General features: G+C 64.6%; 24 protein-coding genes. 15 read left to right on the top strand and 9 right to left on the bottom strand.

Features of this window, described 5'->3' with window-relative positions; all coding sequences use genetic code 11:
* Positions 1–110: 110 nt before the first annotated feature.
* The 6 genes from IVB46_RS20015 (at position 111) to IVB46_RS19990 (ending at position 5,974) form a co-directional block, all read left to right on the top strand.
* Positions 111–1,301 (top strand): ABC transporter substrate-binding protein, encoded by a 1,191-nt coding sequence (locus IVB46_RS20015; protein ID WP_014493878.1) that lies wholly within the window; start codon positions 111–113, stop codon positions 1,299–1,301.
* Between the two features lie 167 nt (positions 1,302–1,468).
* The gene (locus IVB46_RS20010) at positions 1,469–2,338 is read left to right on the top strand and encodes a branched-chain amino acid ABC transporter permease (RefSeq protein ID WP_007612509.1); all 870 of its coding nucleotides are present in this window, start codon (positions 1,469–1,471) and stop codon (positions 2,336–2,338) included.
* 8 nt (positions 2,339–2,346) lie between these two features.
* Positions 2,347–3,375 carry a branched-chain amino acid ABC transporter permease gene (locus IVB46_RS20005; protein ID WP_166099602.1) on the top strand — a complete coding sequence of 343 codons (1,029 nt, stop codon included), beginning with the start codon at positions 2,347–2,349 and terminating at the stop codon, positions 3,373–3,375.
* Complete coding sequence (locus IVB46_RS20000; protein ID WP_208087777.1) at positions 3,372–4,127, top strand: ABC transporter ATP-binding protein; 756 nt, start codon at positions 3,372–3,374, stop codon at positions 4,125–4,127. The genes IVB46_RS20005 and IVB46_RS20000 overlap by 4 nt, the downstream gene beginning before the upstream one ends.
* The gene (locus IVB46_RS19995) at positions 4,120–4,836 is read left to right on the top strand and encodes an ABC transporter ATP-binding protein (protein WP_166099597.1); all 717 of its coding nucleotides are present in this window, start codon (positions 4,120–4,122) and stop codon (positions 4,834–4,836) included. The genes IVB46_RS20000 and IVB46_RS19995 overlap by 8 nt, the downstream gene beginning before the upstream one ends.
* A 19-nt stretch (positions 4,837–4,855) precedes the next feature.
* Positions 4,856–5,974 (top strand): cobalamin-independent methionine synthase II family protein, encoded by a 1,119-nt coding sequence (locus tag IVB46_RS19990; RefSeq protein ID WP_208087776.1) that lies wholly within the window; start codon positions 4,856–4,858, stop codon positions 5,972–5,974.
* A 174-nt stretch (positions 5,975–6,148) separates the two neighbouring features.
* On the opposite strand, the gene IVB46_RS19985 is transcribed toward IVB46_RS19990, so the two are convergent.
* On the bottom strand, positions 6,149–7,855 hold the full coding sequence (locus tag IVB46_RS19985) for a caspase family protein (RefSeq protein ID WP_247309745.1): 1,707 nt from the start codon (positions 7,853–7,855) through the stop codon (positions 6,149–6,151).
* 166 nt (positions 7,856–8,021) lie between these two features.
* Here IVB46_RS19985 and IVB46_RS19980 point away from each other — a divergent pair, with 166 nt between their 5' ends.
* The 5 genes from IVB46_RS19980 (at position 8,022) to IVB46_RS19960 (ending at position 14,283) form a co-directional block, all read left to right on the top strand.
* Positions 8,022–9,377, top strand: coding sequence for a hypothetical protein (locus tag IVB46_RS19980; RefSeq protein WP_166099582.1), 1,356 nt, complete (start codon positions 8,022–8,024; stop codon positions 9,375–9,377).
* A gap of 62 nt (positions 9,378–9,439) precedes the next feature.
* A complete protein-coding gene (metK, locus tag IVB46_RS19975; RefSeq protein ID WP_166099577.1) occupies positions 9,440–10,636 on the top strand; it encodes a methionine adenosyltransferase in 1,197 nt (398 codons plus the stop codon).
* Positions 10,637–10,762: 126 nt separating this feature from the next.
* On the top strand, positions 10,763–12,184 hold the full coding sequence (gene ahcY / locus IVB46_RS19970) for an adenosylhomocysteinase (protein ID WP_063982186.1): 1,422 nt from the start codon (positions 10,763–10,765) through the stop codon (positions 12,182–12,184).
* A 163-nt stretch (positions 12,185–12,347) separates the two neighbouring features.
* Complete coding sequence (locus IVB46_RS19965) at positions 12,348–12,767, top strand: nuclear transport factor 2 family protein (RefSeq protein ID WP_028151994.1); 420 nt, start codon at positions 12,348–12,350, stop codon at positions 12,765–12,767.
* A gap of 49 nt (positions 12,768–12,816) precedes the next feature.
* Positions 12,817–14,283: an NAD(P)/FAD-dependent oxidoreductase gene (locus IVB46_RS19960; protein ID WP_208087772.1), complete on the top strand. Its 1,467-nt coding sequence runs from the start codon at positions 12,817–12,819 to the stop codon at positions 14,281–14,283.
* Positions 14,284–14,300: 17 nt separating this feature from the next.
* Here the strand turns inward: IVB46_RS19960 and IVB46_RS19955 are convergent, their stop codons facing one another.
* Genes IVB46_RS19955 through IVB46_RS19945 form a run of 3 tightly spaced genes read right to left on the bottom strand, consistent with a single transcriptional unit; the run spans position 14,301 to position 16,537 of the window.
* Positions 14,301–15,542 carry an MFS transporter gene (locus IVB46_RS19955; protein ID WP_247309747.1) on the bottom strand — a complete coding sequence of 414 codons (1,242 nt, stop codon included), beginning with the start codon at positions 15,540–15,542 and terminating at the stop codon, positions 14,301–14,303.
* Between the two features lie 32 nt (positions 15,543–15,574).
* Positions 15,575–15,811 (bottom strand): 4-oxalocrotonate tautomerase family protein, encoded by a 237-nt coding sequence (locus IVB46_RS19950; protein ID WP_247309749.1) that lies wholly within the window; start codon positions 15,809–15,811, stop codon positions 15,575–15,577.
* 15 nt (positions 15,812–15,826) lie between these two features.
* Positions 15,827–16,537: an SDR family oxidoreductase gene (locus IVB46_RS19945; RefSeq protein WP_247343336.1), complete on the bottom strand. Its 711-nt coding sequence runs from the start codon at positions 16,535–16,537 to the stop codon at positions 15,827–15,829.
* Between the two features lie 213 nt (positions 16,538–16,750).
* On the opposite strand from IVB46_RS19945, the gene IVB46_RS19940 reads away from it, so the two are divergent.
* Positions 16,751–17,674 (top strand): LysR family transcriptional regulator, encoded by a 924-nt coding sequence (locus IVB46_RS19940; protein WP_208087768.1) that lies wholly within the window; start codon positions 16,751–16,753, stop codon positions 17,672–17,674.
* A 153-nt stretch (positions 17,675–17,827) separates the two neighbouring features.
* Positions 17,828–17,983 (top strand): hypothetical protein, encoded by a 156-nt coding sequence (locus tag IVB46_RS19935; RefSeq protein WP_014493894.1) that lies wholly within the window; start codon positions 17,828–17,830, stop codon positions 17,981–17,983.
* Positions 17,984–17,999: 16 nt separating this feature from the next.
* Here IVB46_RS19935 and IVB46_RS19930 read toward each other — a convergent pair whose 3' ends face one another.
* Entirely contained in the window at positions 18,000–18,620 is a 621-nt protein-coding gene (locus tag IVB46_RS19930; protein WP_247309753.1) for a hypothetical protein, read from the bottom strand.
* Positions 18,621–18,852: 232 nt separating this feature from the next.
* Here IVB46_RS19930 and IVB46_RS19925 point away from each other — a divergent pair, with 232 nt between their 5' ends.
* Positions 18,853–19,782 carry an aspartyl/asparaginyl beta-hydroxylase domain-containing protein gene (locus IVB46_RS19925; RefSeq protein ID WP_028153521.1) on the top strand — a complete coding sequence of 310 codons (930 nt, stop codon included), beginning with the start codon at positions 18,853–18,855 and terminating at the stop codon, positions 19,780–19,782.
* Positions 19,783–19,846: 64 nt separating this feature from the next.
* Here the strand turns inward: IVB46_RS19925 and IVB46_RS19920 are convergent, their stop codons facing one another.
* Together IVB46_RS19920 and IVB46_RS19915 are read right to left on the bottom strand one after the other, a co-directional pair.
* On the bottom strand, positions 19,847–20,674 hold the full coding sequence (locus tag IVB46_RS19920) for a molybdenum storage protein subunit alpha (RefSeq protein WP_166342736.1): 828 nt from the start codon (positions 20,672–20,674) through the stop codon (positions 19,847–19,849).
* 13 nt (positions 20,675–20,687) lie between these two features.
* The gene (locus IVB46_RS19915; RefSeq protein ID WP_208087765.1) at positions 20,688–21,500 is read right to left on the bottom strand and encodes a uridine kinase; all 813 of its coding nucleotides are present in this window, start codon (positions 21,498–21,500) and stop codon (positions 20,688–20,690) included.
* Between the two features lie 131 nt (positions 21,501–21,631).
* On the opposite strand from IVB46_RS19915, the gene IVB46_RS19910 reads away from it, so the two are divergent.
* Positions 21,632–22,090, top strand: a complete 459-nt coding sequence (locus IVB46_RS19910) for a nuclear transport factor 2 family protein (RefSeq protein WP_208087764.1) — start codon at positions 21,632–21,634, stop codon at positions 22,088–22,090.
* 57 nt (positions 22,091–22,147) lie between these two features.
* On the opposite strand, the gene IVB46_RS19905 is transcribed toward IVB46_RS19910, so the two are convergent.
* Together IVB46_RS19905 and IVB46_RS19900 are read right to left on the bottom strand one after the other, a co-directional pair.
* Entirely contained in the window at positions 22,148–22,849 is a 702-nt protein-coding gene (locus IVB46_RS19905) for a fumarylacetoacetate hydrolase family protein (protein WP_071912070.1), read from the bottom strand.
* 37 nt (positions 22,850–22,886) lie between these two features.
* Positions 22,887–24,689, bottom strand: coding sequence for an ABC transporter ATP-binding protein (locus tag IVB46_RS19900; protein ID WP_166099532.1), 1,803 nt, complete (start codon positions 24,687–24,689; stop codon positions 22,887–22,889).
* Positions 24,690–24,754 lie beyond the last annotated feature (65 nt).

Here is a 24,754-nt window from a genome sequence, read left to right as displayed (position 1 = left end):
GAAAGACGCCATGTGGCGCGACATCGCGCGTGCGTGAGCTAAGGTTGAGCCAAGGACCGGGCACTCGGTCCGGCGCACAAGAGGTCAGGAATGAAGGGGAGGGACATCTGATGTTCGAACGGAAGACGTTTTCTTACAAGGTCTCTTGGACCGCAGCAGCGGCCGCCATCGCCGGCCTCGCGGCCATCGTGCCGGCCAAGGCCGAGGACACCGTCAAGGTCGGCCTGATCCTGCCGATGACCGGCGGCCAGGCCTCGACCGGCAAGCAGATCGAGAACGCGATCAAGCTCTACATGCAGCAGAAGGGCGACACCGTCGCCGGCAAGAAGATCGAGATCATCCTCAAGGACGACGCCGCGATTCCGGACAAGACCAAGACGGCCGCGCAGGAGCTGATCGTCAACGACAAGGTCAATTTCATCGCCGGCTTCGGCGTGACGCCGGCCGCGCTCGCGGCCGCGCCGCTCGCAACCCAGGCCAAGATCCCGGAAGTCGTGATGGCGGCCGGCACCTCCATCATCACCGAGCGCTCGCCCTACATCGTGCGCACCAGCTTCACGCTGGCGCAGTCGTCGACCATCATCGCCGACTGGGCGGTGAAGAACGGCATCAAGAAGGTGGCGACGCTCACCTCCGACTACGCGCCGGGCAACGACGCGCTGAACTTCTTCAAGCAGAATTTCACCGCCGGCGGCGGTGAGGTGGTCGAAGAGGTGAAGACGCCGCTCGCAAATCCGGATTTCGCGCCGTTCCTCCAGCGCATGAAGGACGCCAAGCCCGACGCGATCTTCGTGTTCGTGCCGGCCGGCCAGGGCGGCAACTTCATGAAGCAGTATGCCGAGCGTGGCCTCGACAAGGCCGGCATCAAGGTGATCGGACCGGGCGACGTCACCGACGACGACCTGCTCAACAACATGGGCGACGCCGTGCTCGGCACGGTCACCGCGCATCTGTATTCCGCGGCGCATCCCTCGCAGATGAACAAGGATTTCGTCGCGGCCTACAAGAAGGCCTTCGGCAACCGCCCGGGCTTCATGGCCGTGAGCGGCTATGACGGCATCCACCTCATCTACGAGGCGCTGAAGAAGACCAACGGCGACACCGATGGCACCAAGCTGGTCGAAGCCATGAAGGGCCAGAAGTGGGAAAGCCCGCGCGGCCCGATCTCGATCGACCCCGAGACCCGCGACATCGTGCAGAACATCTACATCCGCAAAGTCGAGAAGGTCGACGGCGAGCTCTACAATGTCGAGTTCGCGACCTTCGAAGCCGTCAAGGATCTCGGCAAGACCAAGAAGTGACCCGCGAAAGCGGGGCATCCCGGGGCGCGCATTAGCGCGACCCCGGGATCTCGTGAGCTACACTCTGCGTCATGCCCGGGCTTGTCCCGGGCATCCACGCAAAGCCCGGACAAGAACGTGGATGGCCGGGACAAGCCCGGCCATGACGATAACTCCAAGCTGAGACGATGACCTCTATCCTCACCAACCTGTTCGATGGCGTTGCCTACGGCATGCTGCTGTTCGTGCTCGCTTGCGGGCTTGCGGTCACGCTCGGCCTGATGAACTTCGTCAACCTCGCCCACGGCGCCTTCGCCATGGCCGGCGGCTATGTCTGCATGGTCCTGGTCAATCGGATGGGCTGGCCGTTCTTCGCCGCGCTGCCGCTCGCCTTCGTCTCGTCGGCTGCGATCGGCATCGTGCTGGAGCGAACGCTCTACCGCCATCTCTATGCGCGCAGCCATCTCGACCAGGTGCTGTTCACGATCGGTCTCACGTTCATGTCGGTCGCGGCCGTCGACTACATCCAGGGCTCGTCGCGGGTGTTCATCAATTTGCCGGCTGCGCTCCAGGGCCAGTTCGACGTGTTCGGCGTCGGCATCGGCCGCTACCGGTTGATGATCATCGTGATCTGCGGCCTGCTCACCATTGGTCTCCAGATGGTGCTGGCCAAGACCCGGTTCGGCAGCCGGCTGCGCGCCGCGGTCGATGATCCCCGTGCCGCGAGCGGCCTTGGCATCAACGTGCCGCAGGTGTTCGCCTTCACCTTCGCTTTCGGTTGCGGGCTCGCCGGCCTCGGCGGCGCGCTGAGCGCCGAGATCCTCGGCCTCGATCCGTATTTCCCGCTGAAGTTCATGATCTACTTCCTGATCGTCGTCACCGTCGGCGGCTCGTCCTCGATCACCGGGCCGTTCCTGGCCTCGCTCCTGCTCGGCATCGGCGACGTCGCCGGCAAATATTACGTGCCGAAGATGGGCCCCTTCGTGATCTACACCATGATGATCGTGATCCTGATCTGGCGCCCGAACGGCCTGTTCGGCCGCACGGCCGCGCGTTGAGGCCGCCGATGAGCGCTTCCTCCGACGTCGGTTATCACGCCCAGCGCCAGGCACGCTGGCACTATGGCGAAGTCGCCTTCTGGCTGGTCGTGCTGGCCTGCGGCTTCGCATTTCCCACGCGCTATCTGATCATGACCGACATCCTGCGGCTGGCGCTGTTTGCGATGTCGCTGGATCTCATCCTCGGTTATGCCGGCATCGTCTCGCTCGGCCACGCCGCCTTCTTCGGCGTCGGCGCCTACGCCGCGGGGCTTCTCGCCTTGCATGGCATCATCAACGAGCCCGTGCTCGCGCTGATCGTCGCCGGCCTTGCCGCGATGGTGCTGGGTTTCGCCACCAGCTTCCTGGTGATCCGCGGCGTCGATCTGACCCGGCTGATGGTCACGCTCGGCATCGCGCTGCTGCTTGAAGCGCTCGCCGAGCGCTTCTCTAACATCACCGGCGGCACCGACGGCCTTCAGGGCATCGAGATGCAGCCGATCTTCGGCGAGATTGCGTTCGACATGTTCGGCAAGACCGGCTTTTTCTACTCGCTGGCGGTGCTGTTCCTGTTGTTCCTGTTCGCCCGCCGCGTCGTGCATTCGCCGTTCGGCCTGTCGCTGCGCGCGATCAAGAACAATCCGCTGCGCGCCGCCGCCATCGGCATCCCCGTCAACCGCCGCCTGATCGCGATCTACACGCTCGCGGCGTTCTATGCCGGCATCGCGGGCGCGCTGTTCACCCAGACCACGGCGATCGCCTCCCTCGACGTGTTCGCCTTCGAGCGTTCGGCCGATTTGATGCTGGTGCTCGTGATTGGCGGAACCGGATATCTCTATGGCGGGCTGGTCGGTGCGGTGGTGTTCCGTATGCTCCAGGAATTGTTCTCCACCATCACCCCGCAATATTGGCAGTTCTGGATCGGTCTCGTGCTGGTCGTGATCGTGCTCGTCGGCCGCCAGCGCCTGCATCGCTGGATGCTGTACGTGCCGAACCTGGTCATCAAGCAGGTTGCCGGACGCAAGGCCGTCGTTGCCGTGCCGGAGAGCGACGCATGACCATCGCGCTCGAAACCCAAAATCTCGAAAAGCAGTTCGGCGGTCTGCGCGTGACGCGGGACCTGTCGCTCAAGATCGAGCAGGGCGCCCGCCACGCGCTGATCGGCCCGAACGGCGCCGGCAAGACCACTGTGATCAACCAGCTCACCGGCGTGCTCAAGCCGAACTCGGGCCGGATCCTGCTCGAAGGCCAGGACATCACGGATTTTCCGGTGCACAAGCGCGTGCTGCGCGGCCTGTCGCGCACCTTCCAGATCAACCAGCTCTATCCCGACCTGACCCCGCTCGAGACCATCGGCCTCGCCGTCTCCGAGCGCCTCGGCCATGGCGGCGACTGGTGGCGGCGGATGGGCACGCGGGGCGACGTCAACGGCGAGATCGCCGATCTCCTGAGGCGCTTCCATCTGCTCGACGTCATGAACGAAGAGACCGTGACGCTGCCTTACGGCAAGCAACGCCTGCTCGAGATCGCGGTCGCGATCGCCGTCAAGCCGCGCGTGCTGCTGCTCGACGAGCCCGCCGCCGGCGTGCCCGAGAGCGAACGCCACGACATTCTCGCCGTCGTAGGCAGCCTGCCGCGCGACGTCACCGTGCTGCTGATCGAGCACGACATGGACCTCGTCTTTTCCTTCGCCGACCGCATCTCGGTATTGGTCTCGGGCGCGCTGCTCACAGAAGGTCCACCCGACGTGGTCGCGCGCGACCCGCAGGTCAAGGCCGTCTATCTCGGCGAGGAGGCGGTCAATGTCTGACCTGCTCGCGATCGACGCACTTCGCGCCGGCTATGGCGAGGCGGTGGTGCTGCCCAACATGTCCCTGCGCCTCGCCGAGGGGCAGGTGCTTGCGCTGCTGGGCCGCAACGGCACCGGCAAGACCACGCTGATCAACTCCATCGTCGGCGTGACCCGCCGTTTCTCCGGTTCGGTCGCGCTGGCCGGCACCGATGTCACGAGCTTGCGGCCCGATCAGCGGGCGCGGGCCGGCATCGGCTGGGTGCCGCAGGAGCGAAATATCTTCCGCTCGCTGACGGTGGAAGAGAACATGACCGCGGTGGCGCAGCCCGGCCCCTGGACGGTCGAGAGGGTCTACGAGATGTTCCCGCGGCTGAAGGAGCGGCGGAGCAATTTCGGCAACCAGCTCTCCGGCGGCGAGCAGCAGATGCTGGCGATCGGCCGGGCGCTGACCCTCAACCCGAAGGTTCTGCTGCTGGACGAGCCGACCGAGGGCCTCGCCCCCATCATCGTCGAGGAGCTTCTGAAGGCGATCGGCAGCATCACCCGGGCGGGCGGCATCTGCTCGATCATCGTCGAGCAGAACGCGCAAAAGATTCTGGGGCTCGCCGACCGTGTTGTGATATTGGAGCGCGGAACGATCGTCCACGACGCCCCGAGTGCCGCGCTGAAGGCCGACCCGTCGGTCCTCGAACGCCACCTCGGCGTCGCAGGGGCGGCGGCCCACTAAAATATCCCGGGAGTAGAAAATGCAGCGAACCAAAGCCCCCTTCCGCGCCGACGAGGTCGGCAGCCTCTTGCGTCCCGCGAAGATCAAGGAAGCCCGCGCCAGGCTCGAGAAGGGCGAGATCTCGGTCGACGATCTGCGCAAGATCGAGGACATGGAGATCGAGAAGGTCGTGCACAAGCAGGCCTCGATCGGCTTGAAGCTCGCGACCGACGGCGAATTCCGCCGCTCCTGGTGGCATTTCGATTTCCTGGCCAAGCTCACCGGCTGCGAAATGTTTCACCCGGACACGGGCATCCAGTTCGCGGGCGTCGAGACGCGGCATGACGCGGTCCGCGTGATCGGCAAGCTCGATTTCCCCGACGACCATCCGATGCTGGATCACTTCCGCTTCCTGAAGAAGTCCGCCGACCAGGCCCACGTCGCCGCCAAGATGACGATCCCCTCGCCGGCCGTGCTGCACTTCCGCGGCGGCCGCAAGGCGATCTCCAAGGACGTCTATCCCGATCTCGACGCGTTCTACGAAGACCTCGGCAAGACCTACCGCAAGGCCGTGAAGGCGTTTTACGATGCCGGCTGCCGCTATCTTCAGTTCGACGACACCGTGTGGGCGTATCTCTGCTCGCAGGACGAGTTGCAGAAGGCGCGTGAGCGTGGCGACAATCCCGAGGGTCTCCAGCAGATCTATGCGCGCGTCATCAATTACGCGCTGGCCGAGAAGCCGGCCGACATGGTGGTGACGACGCATGTCTGCCGCGGCAATTTCCGCTCGACCTGGATCTCCTCGGGCGGCTACGAGCCCGTGGCCGAGACCATGCTGGCCGGCACCAATTACGATGGCTACTTCCTCGAATACGACTCTGACCGCGCCGGCGGCTTCGAGCCGCTGCGCTTCCTGCCCAAGGGCAACAAGGTCGTCGTGGTCGGCGTCATCACCTCGAAGTTCGGCGAGCTCGAGAAAAAGGATGACATCAAGCGTCGTCTCGAAGAGGCCGCCAAGTTTGCACCGCTGGAGCAGCTCGCGCTGTCCCCGCAATGCGGCTTTGCCTCGACCGAGGAAGGCAACATCCTCTCCGAGGAAGAGCAGTGGGCCAAGCTCGGCCTTGCGGTCGAGATCGCCAAGGAAGTGTGGGGCAACTAAGTTTGCCACATGGCTGCTGTCATTCCCCGCGAAAGCGGGGAATCCAGTACGCCGCGTCTTCTCGGTGAATCACTGGCGTCTCGGATTACTGGATCGCCCGATCAAGTCGGGCGATGACACCGAGTGAGTGGCGGGCAGCGTCACACCCTCGAAAACCAGTGCGCTTACCCGCCCTCACTTCTCCGCCAGATAAACCTCGCCCAGCAGCGACGAGTTCGACCACGGCACCTGCTTGTTCTTCGTGCTCGAGACCACTTCCGCCCGCACGCGCGTCAGCATCTGCTGAACCTCCAGCCCCGGCGTGCCGAGATGGCGGGAGAGGGCGGCGGAGAACGGCGAGTTGGCGCCTTCGCCATCGAGTGCGACCTGGCCCGGCGCGGTGGCGAACGCGATCAGCGTGCCCGCGCCCAGCGTTGCACCGGCGCCCAGGCTTGTTGGCGCTGCGAGGCCCGAAGCGCCCTCGATGCCTCGGTTGGTGCCGGCGGCTGCGACCTGCTGCGCCATCGGATTGTTGCGGCAGGCATCGAAGATCAAAATGTTGGTGCGGACCTGATCGTCGAGGCCGGCCATGATCGTGTCCATGTCAATCATCGCCTCCGTCATGCCCGCGCCCGGCTTGAGGTCGACGTCGACGGGAATGAGATAGTTGCGGCCGTCGACCTGCACGCCGTGGCCGGCATAGTAGACCAACGCGACCTGCGCCCGCGCCGCCTCGCGCAGGAAGTCGCGCGTCACTTTCTGCATCGCTGCGCGGTCGAGATCGATGCCCTCCGACACCGTGAAGCCGATGTCGCGCAGGCTCCTGGCGACGGCACGCGCATCGTTGGCCGGATTGGGCAGCGCCTTGACATGCGCATAGGCGCCGTTGCCGATCACCAGTGCCAGGCGCTTGCCGAGCGTCACCGGGGCAGGCGAGGGCGCAGGCGCCGCGCCCGTTTGATGCGGGGCCGGCTGCGTCGCCGGTGACGGCGGATCGCGCGGGATGGGTGTGAGCGCATCCGTCACCAGCGACAGCCGCACCTTGGCGGTGGCCTGGTTGGCCTTGCTGCCGGCATCGGAAGCCACGATCGCCAGCGTCGCCTTGTAGTCGTCGCGCGCATGGGCGTAGTCGCCCTTCGCCTCATAGGCCAGCGCGCGGTGGATATAGCCTGATATCAGCACGCTGTTCGGCGGCGTCATGATGTTGACGGGCGGTTTCTCTTTCGCAAGCCGGATCGCCTCGCTGCCATCGGCAATGGCGCGATCGAGATCGCCCCGCACGCGCCAGATCGCGGTGCGATTGATCAGCGGCTGCGGCAGTGTCGGGTCGAGCCGGATCGCCTGGTTGATGTCGGCAAGCGCGCCGTCGAGATCGCCGAGCGCCTCCTTCGCAATGCCGCGATTCTGGAACGAGAACGTCGATTTGGGCTGCAGCTTGATCGTGGCATCGTAGTCGGCGATCGCCTTGGCGTAGTCGCCCTTGCCGCGCCAGGCGTTGCCGCGATTGTGGAAGATCGTGCCATCAGGCGGGCCGAGCTTCAGCGCATCGTCGAAATCGGCGATCGCGATGTCGTAGTCGCCCTTGTCGTAATAGGCCGATCCCCTGAGATTGTAGACCGCCTGGCTCGGCTGGAGCCGGATCGCCTCGGTGGTGTCGGCGATGACCTTCGAATAGTCGCCCTTCTTGTTCCAGCCCACCGCGCGCCAGAAATAGATCGTCGCGAGCTGCTCGCCGCGAAACACCTTCAGCGCGACGATCTTGTTGCAGGCGTCGATCATCTGGTCTGGCGGCGTGGTGTCGGTGGTGCAGAGCGGCCCGAGCTGGCTCCGCGCCTGCGCGAAGGCGGGTGCGGCCCACAGGGTTGCTGTGAGCAGGCAGAGCGCGACGAGCAGGCGGCGCATGGCGATGGTCCCTTGAAGGAGAAGCGCTTGTTTGTTGCTCGGCGGTGCGCCGGGGTTCACGCGCTCGTCATTGGACGTGGGGTAAAGCCAAGAGAGGGTATTCCCTCAGTGGGCAGATTTTGCTACGACGCTGGTCCCAACAGTTCTGCCCACCGCTTTCCCACTCATGAAGAACGACGAAATCCTTAGCCAAATCACCGAGTTCTGCCGCAAGGCGGACATGGCGGAATCGACGTTTGGCCGGCGCGCGGTGAACGATGGGAAGCTGGTCCATCGCCTGCGCGAGGGAAAGCGCATCACGATCGACACGCTGGAGCGGATCCAGGCCTATATCGCCGCATCGACGACGGGCGGCCTGCCGCCGCCGCGGGGACTCCAGGTACCCCCGGAAAAACGCGATCCGCGCGGTAATTTCCGTTTCTTCGAGAACCGGCAAAAATACCTGCTGTTCGTCCATACCTGCAGCGAGAAGAGGGTGGTCGCCGAGCGCGTCGCGCTGGAACTCGCCAGCATCCATCCGCGCCCGCCGGCGCTGCGCATCTTCGACGCAGGCGTCGGCGACGGCACGGTGCTGGCCCGGGTGCTGCGCGCAACGCACCAGCGCTACCCGCACATGCCGTTCTACGTGGCCGGCAAGGAGCTCAGTCTCGAGGACCTGCGGCTGACGCTGGAGAGGGTCCCGGACCGCATTTTCGAGCATCCGGCGTCGGTGTTCGTGTTCACCAACATGTTCTACTCCGAGGCGCCCTGGCTCACGCCGGCATCGCCTGCGGCGGCGGCGGCCACCGTCTGGCACGAGGTTCCGTTACGTGGCGCCTCGTCAGGCGAGTTCGAGCAGCAGATCGCCGAGTTGAGGCCGTTCCTGGAGCAGAACTGGCGCGCCGCGATCAGCCCACGCACGGCCATGCCGCTCTACGAGCGGCCCGTCGTCCTGGTGCTCTACCGCGAGGACCACAGGTTCCTGCTGGATTCGACCATTCCGCGGCCGGGCCAGGCCGAGGCCAATTTCGACCTGGTCATTGCATCCCAGCCCTACCGCGCCCTGTCCTCGGTCAATTTCCGGGCAAAGCGGATCATTGCACCGCTGGCGCGGGCGCTTCGGCCGGGCGGGCGGCTGATCGGAATCCACTCCCATGGTCACGATCCCGGCATGGAAATGATCCAGGCGATCTGGCCTGGAGAAAATCCTTTCGCGGTCAGCCGTCATGAGCTATTGCGCGCCGTGAAGTACGAGCTTGGGTCGTTGGGCCGGGACCTAAATTTTAATGCTTATGCGGACAACCGTTCGATCTTCAGGTATGATATGGAAGCGCTGCCCAACGAGGTGACGGGTACCATCGGAACCTCGACGGCCTTTGCAGCGTGGAATGCGGCGGTGTATGTGGCGCAGATCGAGGACGACCGATTGACAGAAATGACTCAAAACGGCCGCACTCTGGATGCCGCCCGGGACGTGCTGCGGAAGTACAACGGGCTCTGGTTTCTCGACGAGTCCTACGTCATCTCGCGACGGCGTGATTGACATAATCCAAGGTTAAACATCGCAAACGCCCGCCATGTTAACGGCGGAACAAGGGGTTACTGATGCGCGCGTCCTATCTCTTCACCAGCGAATCCGTGTCCGAGGGTCATCCCGACAAGGTCTGTGACCGGATCTCCGATGAAATCGTCGATCTGTTCTACCGCGAAGGGCCGAAAGCCGGCATCGATCCGTGGCAGATCCGTGCGGCCTGCGAGACGCTCGCGACCACCAACAAGGTGGTGATCGCCGGCGAGACCCGAGGTCCCGCATCCGTTACCAACGAGCAGATCGAAGGCGTCGTGCGCGCCGCGATCAAGGACATCGGCTACGAGCAGGACGGCTTCCACTGGGAGAAGGCCGACATCGAAATCCTGCTGCATCCGCAGTCGGCCGACATCGCGCAGGGCGTCGATGCGCTGCAGCCGGGCGAGGTCAAGGAAGAGGGCGCAGGCGACCAGGGCATCATGTTCGGTTACGCCACCAACGAGACGCCTGATCTGATGCCGGCGCCGATCTTCTATGCCCACAAGATCCTGCGCCTCATCTCGGAAGCGCGTCACTCCGGCCGCGAGAAGGTGCTGGGTCCGGACTCCAAGAGCCAGGTCACCGTGCAGTACGAGAACGGCAAGCCGGTCGGCGTGCGCGAGATCGTCGTGTCGCACCAGCATCTGGTCGAGGACATCTCGTCGAAGCAGATCCGCGACATCGTCGAGCCCTATGTCCGCGAGGCGCTGCCGAAGGACTGGATCACGCCGAAGACCATCTGGCACATCAATCCGACCGGCAAGTTCTACATCGGCGGTCCGGACGGCGATTCCGGCCTGACCGGCCGCAAGATCATCGTCGACACCTATGGTGGCGCGGCCCCGCATGGCGGCGGTGCGTTCTCCGGCAAGGATCCGACCAAGGTCGACCGTTCGGCGGCTTACGCGGCGCGCTACGTCGCCAAGAACATCGTCGCGGCCGGTCTCGCCGATCGCTGCACCCTCCAGCTCGCCTACGCCATCGGCGTCGCGCGTCCGCTGTCGATCTACATCGACACCCACGGCACCGGTAAGGTGTCGGAGGACCAGCTCGAGATGGCCGCCGCCAAGGCGATGGATCTCACCCCGCGCGGCATCCGCAGCCATCTCGACCTCAACCGCCCGATCTACGCGCGCACCTCGGCCTACGGCCATTTCGGCCGCACGCCCGACAACGAGGGCGGCTTCTCCTGGGAGAAGACCGACCTGGTCGAAGCGCTCAAGCGCGCGCTCTGATCACCAACGTCGTTCCGGGGCGCCGCGACAGCGGCGAACCCGGGATCCTTATCCATAATGTCGAGATTCCGGGTTCGCCTTTCTAAGGCGACCCGGAACGACCAATTCAACAACAGGACCTCCGCTATGAATGCGAAGCCCGGCTTCACCGACTACATCGTCAAGGACATTTCGCTCGCCGACTTCGGCCGCAAGGAACTCTCGCTGGCCGAGACCGAGATGCCCGGCCTGATGGCCACCCGCGAGGAGTTCGGCCCGAAGCAGCCGCTGAAGGGCGCGCGCATCGCCGGCTCGCTGCACATGACGATCCAGACCGGCGTGCTGATCGAGACGCTGGCAGCCCTCGGCGCCGACATTCGCTGGGTCTCCTGCAACATCTATTCGACGCAGGACCACGCCGCGGCTGCGATCGCGGCCGCCGGCATTCCCGTCTTCGCGGTCAAGGGCGAGACGCTCGCCGAATACTGGGACTACACCGCAAAACTGTTCGACTGGCACGGCGGCGGTCACCCGAACATGATCCTCGATGACGGCGGCGATGCCACCATGTACGTCCATCTCGGTCTGCGCGCCGAGAACGGCGACACCGCGTTCCTCGACAAGCCCGGCTCCGAGGAAGAGGAAGTCTTCTTCGCGCTCCTGAAGAAGCAGCTCAAGGAGAAGCCGAAGGGCTACTTCGCCGAGATCGCCAAGAGCATCAAGGGCGTTTCCGAAGAGACCACTACGGGCGTGCATCGTCTCTATGACATGCAGAAGGCCGGCACGCTGCTGTGGCCGGCGATCAACGTCAACGACAGCGTCACCAAGTCGAAGTTCGACAACCTCTATGGCTGCCGTGAATCGCTGGTCGACGGCATCCGTCGCGGCACCGACGTGATGATGTCGGGCAAGGTCGCGATGGTCGCGGGCTTCGGCGACGTCGGCAAGGGTTCTGCCGCGTCGCTGCGCCAGGCCGGCTGCCGCGTGATGGTGTCGGAAGTCGATCCGATCTGCGCGCTCCAGGCCGCGATGGAAGGCTACGAGGTCGTGACCATGGAAGACGCCGCGCCCCGCGCCGACATCTTCGTCACCGCGACCGGCAACAAGGACATCATCACGATCGAGCACATGCGCGCGATGAAGGATCGCGCCATCGTCTGCAACATCGGCCACTTCGACAACGAGATCCAGATCGCGGGTCTGCGTAACCTGAAGTGGACCAACATCAAGCCGCAGGTCGACGAGATCGAATTCCCCGACAAGCACCGAATCATCATGCTGTCGGAAGGCCGCCTCGTGAACCTCGGCAACGCGATGGGCCATCCGTCCTTCGTGATGTCGGCCTCCTTCACCAACCAGACGCTGGCGCAGATCGAGCTGTTCGCCAACAACAAGGACGGCAAGTACAAGAAGGAAGTCTACGTGCTGCCGAAGTCGCTGGACGAGAAGGTCGCGCGCCTGCACCTCGCCAAGATCGGCGTCAAGCTCACCGAGCTGCGCAAGGACCAGGCCGACTACATCGGCGTGAAGCAAGAAGGTCCGTACAAGTCGGACCACTACCGCTACTGAGATCGCATCCAGCTGCGACACGAAGGCCCCGGAGCGATCCGGGGCCTTTTTTTGTAGACTCATTGTGCTACGCTCGGAGGTAGAGCCAAAACAAGCCCGCCACTTCTGAAGCGGGTGGCCGCGTTTCCCACGTTCATTGTCAAATGCATATGGAGGGAATGCGATGTCTAGCGAAGCCAACGTTCAGTTGCTCAAAGAAGCCTATCGTCGGTGGAACGACAGCAAAGGCGGGAGCGTCGACTATTGGTTCGACAGCGTCATCGGCCCGCAGATCAAATTCGACTCGCTTCCGCAGGGGGCTCCGGCGGTGCCCTTTGCCAAGTGTTATGACGACCGCGCGCAGCTGCGTGGCTATTTCGACGGTCTGCTGGCTGACTGGAGCATGCAGCACTACACCATGAATGAATACGTCGCGCAGGGCGACGCTGTTTTCGCGCGCGGCTCATGTGCCTGGACCAACAAAAGGACCGGGAAGATCGCTGAGACCCCGAAGGTCGATTTCTGGCGTTTCAAGGATGGCAAGGCAGTGGAATTCTACGAGTATTTCGACACAGCCCTTGTCTACGGTGCTGCCACCGCCTGACGGTTGCAATTCGGCACGGCGTCGCCCATCCTGTGCCGGGGAGAACGCCATGGCTAAAGCCGCAGAACATTTCGACGTGCTGATCGTCGGTGCCGGCCTGTCCGGCATCGGCGCGGGTTATCATCTTCAGAGCAAGTGCCCGGGCAAGAGCTACGTCATTCTCGAGGGGCGCGACTGCATCGGCGGGACCTGGGACCTGTTTCGCTATCCCGGTGTCCGCTCCGACAGCGACATGTTTACGCTCGGCTATTCCTTCAAGCCGTGGACCGATCCGAAGGCGATCGCCGACGGGCCGCAGATCCTGAATTACGTGCGCGAGACAGCAGCCGAGAACGGCATCGAGACGCACATCCGCTTCCGCCATCGCGTCAAGCGCGCGTCCTGGTCGACGCCGGATGCGCGCTGGACCATCGAGGCCGAGCGCATTACGGGCGAGGGCGCAACCGAGCTCGTGCGCTTCACCTGCAATTTCCTGTTCATGTGCTCGGGCTACTACAAATACGAGGCGGGCTATACGCCGGAGTTTGCGGGCGTGGCAGATTTCGCCGGCCGCATCGTGCATCCGCAGAAATGGACCGAGGACATCGACTGCGCGGGAAAACGCGTCGTCGTGATCGGCTCGGGCGCAACCGCAGTGACGCTGGTGCCGGAGCTCGCCAAGAAGGCGGCGCAGGTCACCATGCTCCAGCGCTCGCCGACCTATGTGGTGTCGCGTCCTGCGCAGGACCCCGTGGCCAACAAATTGCGCCGCAATCTGCCGACGCGGCTTGCCTATCATGTCATCCGCTGGCGCAACGTGATGTGGGGGATGTTCTTCTTCCAGCTCAGCCGGCGCCGGCCTGCCAAGGTGAAGGAGCTGGTGCTCAAGGGGGTGCAGATGGCGCTCGGCCCCGACTACGACGTCGCGACCCATTTCACGCCGCGCTACAATCCCTGGGACCAGCGGCTCTGCCTCGTGCCGGACGGCGACCTGTTCAAGGCGATCCGCGAGCAGCGCGCCGCCGTCGTCACCAACGAGATCGACACCTTTACGCGCGACGGCATTCGCCTGAAGGATGGCAGCGAGCTTGCGGCCGACATCATCGTCACCGCGACGGGGCTGGTGCTCCAGGTCGTCGGCGGTCTCGAAATCAGCGTCGACGGCCGCGCCATCGATTTCGCCAACACGCTGACCTACAAGGGCATGATGTATGCCGACGTGCCGAACATGGCGTCAGCCTTCGGCTACACCAACGCGTCCTGGACGCTGAAATGCGATCTCACCTGCGAATATGTCTGCCGGCTCATCAACTACATGGACCGGCACAATTTCCGTCAGTGCATGCCGCACAATGACGACCCTGAAATCACCGCGCAGCCGTCGCTCGATTTCACCTCGGGCTATGTGCAGCGCTCGGTCGCGAAGATGCCGAAGCAGGGCTCGAAGCAGCCATGGCGGCTGTACCAGAACTACGCGCTCGACATCGTCTCCTTGCGCTTTGGCAAGATCGACGACGGCGTGATGCAGTATTCCTGATCACGCCGCCGCCCGCTTTATGCCTTGCGCGTGGTGAGCGCGAGCCCAAGATCGATCGCAAGCGCGAGCACCACGGCGGCGCCGCCAAGTCCGAACAGGACCAGATAGTCGCCGCCGGTCTGCGCGTAGATCCAGGAGAAGCCGTAGGCTGCCGCCGCCTGGAACAGCGCAAAGCTCGTGGTGGCGTGGCTCCATGTCGCGCGCTGCTGCTCGGTCGAGTGCGGCACGAGCTCATGAATGCGCCCGAGCACCAGCGGTACGATACCGGGTGTGAAGCCGCCGACCACGACGCTCGACACGATCAGCGAGAGAGGCGCGGTGCTGACGGTGGGCAGCAGCACGGCGGCCGCTTCAATCAGGAACGCCGCGCGCAGGGCCGGTCCAAATCCCGAGCGGTCACCGAGATGGCCGGTGACGAGCGGGCCGACGATGGCGCCGAGACCGTACAGCACCCAGTAGCGCGCGCCCGCGGCAATGCCCTGGCCGAGGCCACGCGCCACGAAGTCGACGATGAAGACCATGTGCGGCACCAGCGCCACCGCGTTGAGGCCATACTGGACCAGAAGCGCGCGCACGGCGGGCGAGGCCTGATGGGACTTCGCGTGATGCGAAGGCGCGGCATCGCTCTTGGCCTCCGCAGGCCAGTTCCACCAGCTCGCGAGTGTGAGCACGGCGGAGAGCATGCCGAGGCCATACCAGCTCTGCTGCAAGCCCTGTTGCAGGAGCAACGGCACCAGCGTGCCCGATGCCGCGACGCCAAGGCCGACGCCGGCAAAGATCACGCCGCCGACGATGCCGCGCCTCGCGGCCGATACGTGCGGCAGAATGACGGAGGCCGCCAGCACCATGATGATTCCGCCGGTCAGGCCCGACAGAAAGCGCCAGGCGAAAAACCAGGTGAACGACACCGGGGTAGAGCTCGCGAAAAAGGAGAGGGTGGCAAGCAGCATCATCGCCCGCAGTGCGCGGACTGCGCCGATGCGGGTGGCTAGTGCGCGTGCGGCGAGCGCGCCCGCGAGGTAACCGGCGAGGTTGGCAGCGCCGAGATAGACGACGTCGGATGCGCTGAACCACTTCGCGGCGATCAGCGCCGGGATCAGCGGCGTGTAGGAAAAGCGGGCGAGGCCAAGCCCGACCAGTGATGCGCACAATCCCGCCACGGCGTACCGCCAAGCCTGCCGCGAATTCGATTGCGATTCCGATCCTGGCCGCTGATGCGGCCGGGCGTGGTGCCCAGTGTTTGCATTGAGTTCGGTCATGTCATCCTCCTGCGCACACAGTGGCGCGCGGATCATCCTGTCTTTGCGGCGCGGCGGCGCCGGAAGTCCTGCACGGGCAGGCCGCCCCAGCCCCAATTGTCGGTGTCGACTTCCTCGATCACGACGAAGGTGGACTCGAGCGGCTTGCCGAGCACGTCGAGCAGCAACTGGCTCGATCCCTTGATCAGCGCGGCCTTCTCCTCCGCCGTGAGCGACGCCGCTCCCGGCGTCGTTCCTTCGCGGGTCACTTGAATGGTGACGGTCGGCATGGTGTTTCTCCGCGCTCAGTGGCCGGCGCTCTGGCCGCCGTCGACGTGCAGGATCTCGCCGGTGACGAAGCTTGCCTGCTCGAGATAGAGCACGGCGCCAACGATGTCGGACATCTCACCCATGTGGCCGACCGGATGCAGCGCGCCGAGCTGGGCATGCGTCGCAACGGGATGCATCGGCGACTTGATGATGCCGGGCGCCACCGCGTTCACGCGGATGCCGCGCCTGGCGTATTCGATCGCGAGCGACTTGGTCGCGGCGTTCAGCCCGCCCTTGCTCAGCGAGGCCAGCACCGACGGCACGTTCGAATTGGCCTGATCGGCCAGGGTGGTCGTGATCTGGACGACGTGACCCGAACCCTGCTTCTCCATCTCCGCAATGGCGAGCTGCGTGATGTGGAAAAAGCCCGCAACGTTGGTGCCCATCACCGCCGCATAGTCCTCGGCCGTGTACTGCGTGAACGGCTTTGCGACGAAGATGCCGGCATTGTTGACCAGCGTGTCGACGCGGCCGAAGCGCGCGACGGCCTGCGAGACCACGCGTTGCGCGGTGGCCCGGTCGGTGATGTCGCCGGGAACGGCGAGGATGTCATCGTCGCCCGACGGCTTGATGGAACGCGCCGTTGCGACGACGCGATAGTTGCGATCGCGAAAACCCTGGACCAGGGCGGCGCCGATGCCCTGCGATGCACCGGTGATGATGGCGACCTTCTGCTCGATACCCATGGCTGACTCCTGTTGTTGGCTTTCAGAACCTGCGCCAGCAGCGGCTGGCTCGCGTACTGAGGTACGCCGCGGCGGCCCGGCTGCGAATACACGTTGTCCGGCAGACACTGTTACGTGGTGCGAACGAATGCCGGACCGGCCTTTGGCGGCGGTTGTCGCGGCGGGGGCGAGCGCCTAGCTTGTCACTGGAATTTGATGGGGCGACGGGTAGGCATGGATCGTCTGGATGCGATGAAGGTGTTCGTCCTTGCGGTGGACGAGGGCAGCTTGGCCGCCGCAGGACGCAAGCTCGGCCGCTCGCCGGCGGCGGTCAGCCGCGCCATCGCTTTCCTCGAGGAGCGGGTCGGCGCCGAGCTGCTGCACCGGACGACGCGATCGATCAAGCTGAGCGAGGAGGGCGAGCGCTATGTTGCGATCTGCCGTCGCGTGCTCACCGAGCTGGAGGAGGCCGACGACATCGTGGCCGGACCGCGCACGGCGCCCCGCGGCCTGCTCGCGATCACGGCGCCGGTGGTCTCGGGCGAGATGGTGCTGCGGCCGATCCTCGATGCATTTCTCGATGCCTATCCGACGGTGTCGGCGAAGCTCCTGCTGTTCGACCGTTCGGTCAATCTGATCGAGGAGGGCGTCGACATCGCGCTTCGCATCGGGCCTCTCGCGGATTCGGCGATGGTGGCGATGCGGGTCGGCGAGATCAGCCGCGTCGTGGTGGCTGCGCCGCGCTACCTGAAGCAGCACCCGCGCATCGCTGAACCCGGCGATCTCGCCAAGCACCAGATCGTGGCGATGGCGCACCTGCCCAATTCCTGGACCTTTGCGCCACAGGCCGGCTCATCGGCAGCCAGGACAGTCCAGTTCATCCCGCGACTCGTCGTCAACAGCACCTATGCGGCGGTGGCATCCGCGGTTGCCGGGCGCGGCGTGGCGCGGATGTATTCGTACCAGGTGGCCGAGCAGGTCGCGAGCGGCGAGCTCGAGATCGTGCTGGCCGGCGATGAGGATCCGGAGATGCCCGCGCATTTGATCTGCCCGCAGGGCCGGCTCGCGGTGCCGAAGGTACGGGCCTTCACCGACTTCGCCGTGCCCCGGCTGAAGAAGCACTTTGCGCAGCTCAAGAAGAGCCTCGGTGCACGCTAGACATTGCGGCCGCGCGGCGACTGCCAATGCGTTGTTTTGCGTATACGGCCGCCGGGCTGAATCGGCGACGGTTCCAGAACGGTTAACGCCGATTTAACGGATGAGTCCTAGCCTGTCTCGGCCGGGGTTACTCGCAAGGCCGAGGTGAGCCCAATGGAAGCCCAGAAGATTGCGGTCGACGCCGTCGTCGCGCTGACCGATTGCGACCGCGACGCCGTCATCGCCTTCATCCGTCGGCTCTATCTCGCCGGCGTCACCGACCCGAAGCGCCTGACCTTCAAGGGTCTCCAGGCGCTGTCGCGGGCTTGATCGAACACAATCGAATCTACTTGATGGTCGGATCGCTGATCCGGATCGAGGTGACGCGGTCCTGCCGCACCTCGAATGAGAAGGGCCATGGCTCGTACGTCCAGAGCTCCGTTTTCTCCAGCCCGCTAGGCCCGACGTGGAATGGGCCGCCGAACTGCGCCATCAGTTTGTCGGTGCTGTCGCCGAGATTGACCCGGTTGAAGCTGTACGCGGCGACCGGTGTCTCGCCGCTGATCTGGAGTGCGACAGTGCGGTTCGCTTTCACGATGGCGGCAAGATAGGGAAACTCGCCGGTCTTGCCGAGGAAGTAGACATAGGCCGTCGCGTTGTTCGGTTGCGGCAGCCTGCGGTGCGGCTCGCCGAGCACGGCCTTGAGCGAGGTCTCCGAGATGCCGACGCCCAGCGCGCCCATACGCTGGCAGGCAAAGCTAAGCACGTCGGGATCGGGCGGGGTGATGCGCTTACCGGCTTCGACCTTGCAGGCGAATGTCTGCCCGACCCGTAGCCACTGGCCGCGCAGCTCCGGATCCGGAGGCTTGCCGCCTTGGGGTAACGGCGAAGTGCCTTGGCCGTTCACGGGTGCGAATATTCCAAGCAGAACCAGCGCGAGCGCGGAGCCCGCCAACGACCGCCACATCCCCAAGACGCACCCCGATTTTCCAACCCTGGAACCAGGATAGCACGCCGCAAACCGACCGCAACGCGGGGATTGGCGGCGGGTCAGCTACGATTTCAAATTGTGCGCGGCGCGCTCGGGACGTCCCAATCACAACCTGCGGAACAGCCTCAGGATGCACGCCAATATCTTGCAGCTCGGGCCGGGTCGGAGTAGATCACGTCCCCAGCTGGGTCACTCGGGATTTGGGGAAATGCTGAAACAGCTTTTTGCGCCGCAACTTGTCATTCTCTATGTGCTCGCGGCTTCGACCATTTACGTTCACTTCCGCGGCAAGCAGCGACTGCGCTTCGCCCGCCAGCTCGGCGATCACTCGACCTATCTCGCGCCCTACAACGTGCTGATGTATGCGGGCTCGGCCGTGCCGAATAAGCCGGTGATCCCGGTCGATCAGTTTCCGGAGTTGAAGCCACTCAGCGAGAATTGGGAGACCATTCGCGACGAGGCGGTGCGCCTGTTCGACGAAGGTTTTATTCGCGCGGCCGCGAAGAACAACGATTGGGGCTTCTACTCGTTCTTCAAGAGCGGCTGGAAGCGGTTTTATCTGAAATGGTATGACGACTTCCTGCCGTCGGCGAACACGCTGTGCCCGAAGACGGTGGAGCTGCTCAAATCGATCCCGAGCGTGCACGGCGCGATGTTCGCGATGCTGCCGCCGGGCGGCAAGCTTGGCGCGCACCGCGATCCCTTTGCCGGCTCGCTGCGTTATCACCTCGGCCTCGTCACGCCGAACTCGAACAAGTGCCGCATCCTCGTCGACGGCGTCGAATGCGTCTGGCGCGACGGCGAGGCCTTCATGTTCGACGAGACCTTCATCCACAGCGCGGAGAATGCGACCGACGTCAACCGCATCATCCTGTTCTGCGACGTCGAGCGCCCGATGAAGTACGGCTTCATGACCGCGATCAATCGCTGGGTCAGCCATCACATCGTCAAGGCCTCCGCGACCCAGAACGTGGACGGCGAGAGCGTCGGCGTGCTCAACAAGGTATTCGGCAAGCTCTACGAGATCCATCTCGGCAGCCGCAAGGTCAAGGAGTGGAACCGCAACGTCTACTACACGCTGAAATATTCGCTGACGGCGCTGATCCTCGGTCTCATCGTGATGTCGGCGCTGCGCTAATCCGCCCTACGAAAAACCCCGGAGCAGGCTCCGGGGTTTTGTTTTTGCGGACGTTGCCGCTGCCTCACACCGGCTTGGCGCCGGTGTTGATGATCGACCCCACATGCTGCCCGCGCAGCGCCGCCGCGATCCGGCCGGGAACGAGGCCGTTGACCACCTGCACGCGCGCGATGTGTCGTGCGTTGGCCATCACCTCGAGCAGCGCGGGATCGAACGGCAGTGTGCCCTTCAGCTTCGCAAGATCGGCAAAGCTCGTCTCTTTCAGCAGCTCGGCCTTCTTGCCATCCGCGCCATTGGGATCGGTCGTGTAGACGCCGTCAACGTCCTCCACGATCGTGAGCCCGGCAGCGCCAAGCGCGTCGGCGAGCAGGAAGGCGCCGGTATCGGCCCGATGCAGCGGGATGCGCGCGGTCGGGAATTCATGATGGTGGTAGGGCGGGAACGCGCTGCCGACGACAGCGCGCGCCGCCTGGAGGTGAATGGCGAGCTGGCTCGCGATGGTCGGGTGCTCGACATAGGAGACACCCTCCGGTGCGAGCAGGCTTGCCAGGATGTGGCCGTTCTGACCGGCCTCGCTGGCGGCGAGCGGTGCGAGCGAACCCACGGGAAGGCCGAGATCGAGGCCGACGCTGTAGAGATGGCGGGCGCGGATGCCGGCGCCGGTCAGGATGAGCAGACGATGCTCCGGCAAGAGCGACCGCAGCTCGTCGACGAGCGGGAGGATCGCTTCGTGACCGCGGTCCATGATGCGGCCGCCGATCTTGATGACCTGCAGCCAGGGCAGCAGCTTGATCGGGCGGTTGCCGGCAACGGGGCGGGTGAGATCGCTGTCGAGCAGAGTCTGGCGCGCGAGCGGCGAGGCGACGTGCTTGATCTGGTTGGTATCAGCCATGACGGTGCTCTCTTCAGCTCGCGGTGATGATGGTGCCGACATGCTCGCCCGCAAGCGCGCGGGTGAGATTGCCGGGGACGAGGCCGTTGATGATCTGCACCTGCCGGACATGGCGCGCCGAGGTGAGGAGATCGAGCACCGGGAATTCGAGGATCGAATCCTGCAGGTCCTTGGCCTTCATCTCCGCCACCGAGATCTTCGGGATGAAGGTGGCGTTCTTCGACGTCTTCGGGTTCGCGGTGTAGAGGCCGTTCTCGTCCTTCACATAGATCATCGCCTTGCAGCCGAACTGCTCGGCGACGAGGAAGCATCCGGCGTCGGTGCGATAGGGCGGGATCACGCCCTCGGCCGCGGGCCGCATCCACAGGCTATAGGGCGGCATGCCGCTGAAGATCACCGCACTCACCTCGGCGAGGAACAGCGGCACGGACGACAGCCCGGCGCTGGAGACGGCGGAGATACCGTGCTTGGCCAGCAGCTGCCCGAGCATCGCGGCGTTCTGATCGGCGACGGAAGCCCCGAGCTGCGACAGCACGCCGGCCGGCAGCCGGAGCCCGGCGGCGATCGAATACAGATGCCGCGCACGGGTGCCGGCGCCGGTTCCGATCAGGAGCTTGTGCGCCTTGCGGGCGGCGACGATCTCCTCGACGATTGGATAGACCGCGGCACGGCCGCGATCGATCATGCTCTGGCCGCCGATCTTGATGACGGTTGCATCGGGGAGGATGCGGAAGTCCGCTGCCTTCTCCGCTGCGGCCACAAGCTGTGGGTCGGTGAGCGAGCGCTGCATCAGCAGCCCCTCGAGCTCCGTGATCGTGTTCGACATCCGAGACATCCTCTCGTTTTCTGATGCAGTCTCTGCGGCGGACCCTTCAGCCTCGACCGCGAATCTTGCCGCACACTTCAGTCCATGGCAACAAGGTCGCCGCGATTTAGCGGCCAAACATGGAGCAGGCAATGGCCCCGTTGCCACTTGCGAACACCGAGATCGTGCAATTCTTCCGCGCGTGGCTGGATACCTTCTCAGGCCATGTCCGCGAGGTCGACTACGCCTCGGCGCGGCCGCTGTTTCACCCGGACGTGCTCGCTTTCGGTACGCATAACGACGTCATCCCGGGGCTCGACCAGTGGGTTACGACGCAATGGAATAACGTCTGGCCGAGGACGACCGACTTCCGCTTCGTCCTTGATCAGGTCTCGATCCTGGCATCCCCCGACGGCACGATGGCGACGGTGGTCGTGCCGTGGACGAGCACGGGCTACCATCCCGATGGCAGCGCGTTTCCGCGCCCCGGCCGCGCGACGATGGTGTTTTCAAAAAATGGCGACAGCTGGCTGTGCGTGCATTCGCACATGTCGCTCAATCGCGGTGTGCCGCAGGCAAGCCACGCCAATCGGCCGGTGAAGGCCTGGTAGAAATGCAAAAGGCCCCGGACGTGTCCGGGGCCTTTCGATTTCCAGATGTCATTCAGCCTATTCCGGCTGGCCGATGCTCACCTTCAGCGTGCCGACGCCGTCGACGCCGCATTCGAGCTTGTCGCCGGGCTGGAGCTGCGACACGCCGGCCGGCGTGCCCGTCATGATGATGTCGCCGGCGGCGAGCTTCACCTGCTGCGAGAGCTGCCAGATGATCTCGGGCACGTTCCAGATCAGCTCGGTGAGATCGCCCTTCTGGGCTTCCTTGCCGTTGACCGTCAGCCAGATCTTGCCTTTGGCGGGATGGCCGATCTTCGAGGCCGGCTGCACCGCGGAGCAGGGCGCTGAGCCGTCGAACGACTTGCCGATCTCCCACGGACGCTCCTTCTTGCGCGAGGCGATCTGGAGGTCGCGGCGGGTGAGGTCGATGCCGACGGCATAGCCGTAGACATGGTCGAGCGCCTTGTCGGCGGGGATGTTGAGGCCGCCGCTCTTCATCGCGACGATCAGCTCGACCTCGTGATGCAGATCCTTGGTCAGCGGCGGATAGGGAATGGTGGCGCCATCGGGCACCAGCATGTCGGCATGCTTGGCGAAGAAGAACGGCGGGGCGCGCTCGTCGTTGCCCATCTCGCGGATGTGCTCGAGATAGTTGCGGCCGACGCACCAGATGCGGCGCACCGGGTAGCGGCCGCTCTCTCCGACGACGGGAAGCGAAGCCTGGGGCGGGAGCGGAATGACGTAGGAGGCGGCGTTCATGGAGCGATCTCGCTGCTCTTGAGGTTGATGAGGAACTCTATGCGGTTGCGCTGATCGGCGCCAGAGCGCCGGCGTCGTGATGTTGCAGGCGGAAGAACGAGGCGTAGCGACCGGAGCGGCGGAGCAATTCGTCGTGCCGGCCCTGTTCGACGATCTCGCCGCCCTCGACCACCAGGATCGCATCGGCGTGCATGATGGTGTGCAGGCGGTGCGCGATCACGATGGTGGTGCGGTTCTGACAGAGATGCTCGATCGCCTCCTGCACCTGCCGCTCGGACTCGGAATCGAGCGCGGCGGTGGCTTCATCGAGCAGGATGATCGGCGCGTTCTTGATCAGCGCGCGTGCCACCGCGATGCGCTGGCGCTGGCCGCCGGAGAGCTGCGTGCCGTGCTCACCGACCGGCGTGTCGTAACCGAGCGGGAAGCTCATGATGAAATCATGCGCGCAGGCGGCTTTCGCGGCATCAATGATTTGCTCTTCGGTCGCGCCGGGTTTGCCGAAGGCGATGTTGTTGCGGATGGTGTCGCGGAAGAGATAGACGTCCTGGCCGACATAGGCGGTCTGCGCGCGCAGCGATTTGCGCGAGATCGCGCCGATCGACTGACCGTCGATCACGATGTCGCCTTGCGTCACCTCGTAGAAGCGCAGCAGCAGCCCCAGCACGGTCGATTTGCCGCCGCCGGAGGGGCCGACCAGCGCGGTGACTTTTCCGGGCTCGGCAACGAAGGACATGCGGTTGAGGACGGTCTCGCCGGTCCGGTAAGAGAAGCTGACATCGCGCAGCTCGATCTTCGCTTCGGACAGCTTCAGCGCCGGCTTGTCGTCGTCGGAATGTTCGCTCGCCGGGCTGTCGACGACCTCGAGCAACATGCGCGCGCCGACGAGCTGGCTGTTCAGATCGATGTTGAGCCGCGCCAGCCGCTTGGCCGGCTCGGTCGCCATCAGGAACGCGGTCATGAAGGAGAAGAACGCGCCGGGCGTGGCGTTGAGCGCAACCACGCTGTAGCCGCCGTAGAGCAGGCAGCCGGCGACCGCGAAGCCGCCGAGCATCTCCATCAGCGGGTTGGAGCGGTTGGCGACGCGGGCCATCTTGTTGGCGTTGCGCTCGACGATCGCGATGTTCTCGTCGATGCGCTTCTGCATGGTGTCTTCGAGCGTGAATGCCTTCACCGTGCGGATGCCCTGGAGCGATTCCTGCATCGTCTCCAAGATGTCGGCGGTGCCGGTGAACTGGTTGAAGGCGAGGCCCTTGATGCGCTTGACCAGCTTGCGCAGCACCAGCATCGCCGGCGGCACCACGACGAGGCCGATGAACGACATCACCGGGTCCTGCCACACCATCACGCCGATCATGGCGAGCAGCATCATGAGGTCGCGCCCGACGGCGTTGACCAGCATGTTGAGCACGTCGGTGATGGATTTGGCGCCGGCCGTCAGCCGCGCCAGGAATTCAGACGAATGCCGTTCGGAGAAGAAGCCGACGCTCTCGCGCATCAGCTTGGCGAACAGCTGGCGCTGGTTGGTGGCGAGGATGGCGTTGGAGATCTTGGTCAGGATCACCATGTGGCCGTAGGTCGCTACGCCCTTGATGAACAGCAGGATCACCGTGATGCCCGAGAACATCGCGATGCCCGGGATGTTCTTGTCGACATAGGCCTGGTTGATGACCTGGCCGAGCACGTAGGTCGCGCCCGCGGTCGATCCGGCGGCAAGCGCCATCAGCGCGAAGGCGACGAGGTAACGCCGCCAGTAGATGATCCCCTGTTCCGTGACCAGGCGGCGAATCAGGATTGCCGCCGTATAGGGATCGTCGGTGATTTTCTTTGGAAACTGGGCCATCCGGTGTCCATTGACGGGGCAAGGAAAAGCCTGCCCGCGCGTCAGGGATCGAAGGGCCTCTGTGC

Source organism: Bradyrhizobium sp. 61, assembly GCF_023073075.1.
Classification (GTDB): Bacteria; Pseudomonadota; Alphaproteobacteria; order Rhizobiales; family Xanthobacteraceae; genus Bradyrhizobium; species Bradyrhizobium barranii.
This window is presented reverse-complemented; position numbering and strand designations above follow the sequence as displayed.

Bases quoted from the DNA above. Each gene is read 5' to 3' on its own strand.
- IVB46_RS20015 (WP_014493878.1), top strand. From the start codon at position 111: ATGTTCGAACGGAAGACGTTTTCTTACAAGGTCTCTTGGACCGCAGCA.
- IVB46_RS20005 (WP_166099602.1), top strand. From the start codon at position 2,347: ATGAGCGCTTCCTCCGACGTCGGTTATCACGCCCAGCGCCAGGCACGC.
- IVB46_RS19935 (WP_014493894.1), top strand. From the start codon at position 17,828: ATGGAAGCCCAGAAGATTGCGGTCGACGCCGTCGTCGCGCTGACCGAT.
- IVB46_RS19960 (WP_208087772.1), top strand. From the start codon at position 12,817: ATGGCTAAAGCCGCAGAACATTTCGACGTGCTGATCGTCGGTGCCGGC.
- IVB46_RS19905 (WP_071912070.1), bottom strand. From the start codon at position 22,849: ATGAACGCCGCCTCCTACGTCATTCCGCTCCCGCCCCAGGCTTCGCTT.
- IVB46_RS19915 (WP_208087765.1), bottom strand. From the start codon at position 21,500: ATGTCGAACACGATCACGGAGCTCGAGGGGCTGCTGATGCAGCGCTCG.
- IVB46_RS20010 (WP_007612509.1), top strand. From the start codon at position 1,469: ATGACCTCTATCCTCACCAACCTGTTCGATGGCGTTGCCTACGGCATG.
- IVB46_RS19900 (WP_166099532.1), bottom strand. From the start codon at position 24,689: ATGGCCCAGTTTCCAAAGAAAATCACCGACGATCCCTATACGGCGGCA.
- IVB46_RS19995 (WP_166099597.1), top strand. From the start codon at position 4,120: ATGTCTGACCTGCTCGCGATCGACGCACTTCGCGCCGGCTATGGCGAG.
- ahcY (WP_063982186.1), top strand. From the start codon at position 10,763: ATGAATGCGAAGCCCGGCTTCACCGACTACATCGTCAAGGACATTTCG.
- IVB46_RS19945 (WP_247343336.1), bottom strand. From the start codon at position 16,537: ATGGGTATCGAGCAGAAGGTCGCCATCATCACCGGTGCATCGCAGGGC.
- IVB46_RS19955 (WP_247309747.1), bottom strand. From the start codon at position 15,542: ATGACCGAACTCAATGCAAACACTGGGCACCACGCCCGGCCGCATCAG.
- IVB46_RS19920 (WP_166342736.1), bottom strand. From the start codon at position 20,674: ATGGCTGATACCAACCAGATCAAGCACGTCGCCTCGCCGCTCGCGCGC.
- IVB46_RS19940 (WP_208087768.1), top strand. From the start codon at position 16,751: ATGGATCGTCTGGATGCGATGAAGGTGTTCGTCCTTGCGGTGGACGAG.
- IVB46_RS19980 (WP_166099582.1), top strand. From the start codon at position 8,022: ATGAAGAACGACGAAATCCTTAGCCAAATCACCGAGTTCTGCCGCAAG.
- IVB46_RS19925 (WP_028153521.1), top strand. From the start codon at position 18,853: ATGCTGAAACAGCTTTTTGCGCCGCAACTTGTCATTCTCTATGTGCTC.
- IVB46_RS20000 (WP_208087777.1), top strand. From the start codon at position 3,372: ATGACCATCGCGCTCGAAACCCAAAATCTCGAAAAGCAGTTCGGCGGT.
- metK (WP_166099577.1), top strand. From the start codon at position 9,440: ATGCGCGCGTCCTATCTCTTCACCAGCGAATCCGTGTCCGAGGGTCAT.
- IVB46_RS19990 (WP_208087776.1), top strand. From the start codon at position 4,856: ATGCAGCGAACCAAAGCCCCCTTCCGCGCCGACGAGGTCGGCAGCCTC.
- IVB46_RS19930 (WP_247309753.1), bottom strand. From the start codon at position 18,620: ATGTGGCGGTCGTTGGCGGGCTCCGCGCTCGCGCTGGTTCTGCTTGGA.
- IVB46_RS19950 (WP_247309749.1), bottom strand. From the start codon at position 15,811: ATGCCGACCGTCACCATTCAAGTGACCCGCGAAGGAACGACGCCGGGA.
- IVB46_RS19985 (WP_247309745.1), bottom strand. From the start codon at position 7,855: ATGCGCCGCCTGCTCGTCGCGCTCTGCCTGCTCACAGCAACCCTGTGG.
- IVB46_RS19965 (WP_028151994.1), top strand. From the start codon at position 12,348: ATGTCTAGCGAAGCCAACGTTCAGTTGCTCAAAGAAGCCTATCGTCGG.
- IVB46_RS19910 (WP_208087764.1), top strand. From the start codon at position 21,632: ATGGCCCCGTTGCCACTTGCGAACACCGAGATCGTGCAATTCTTCCGC.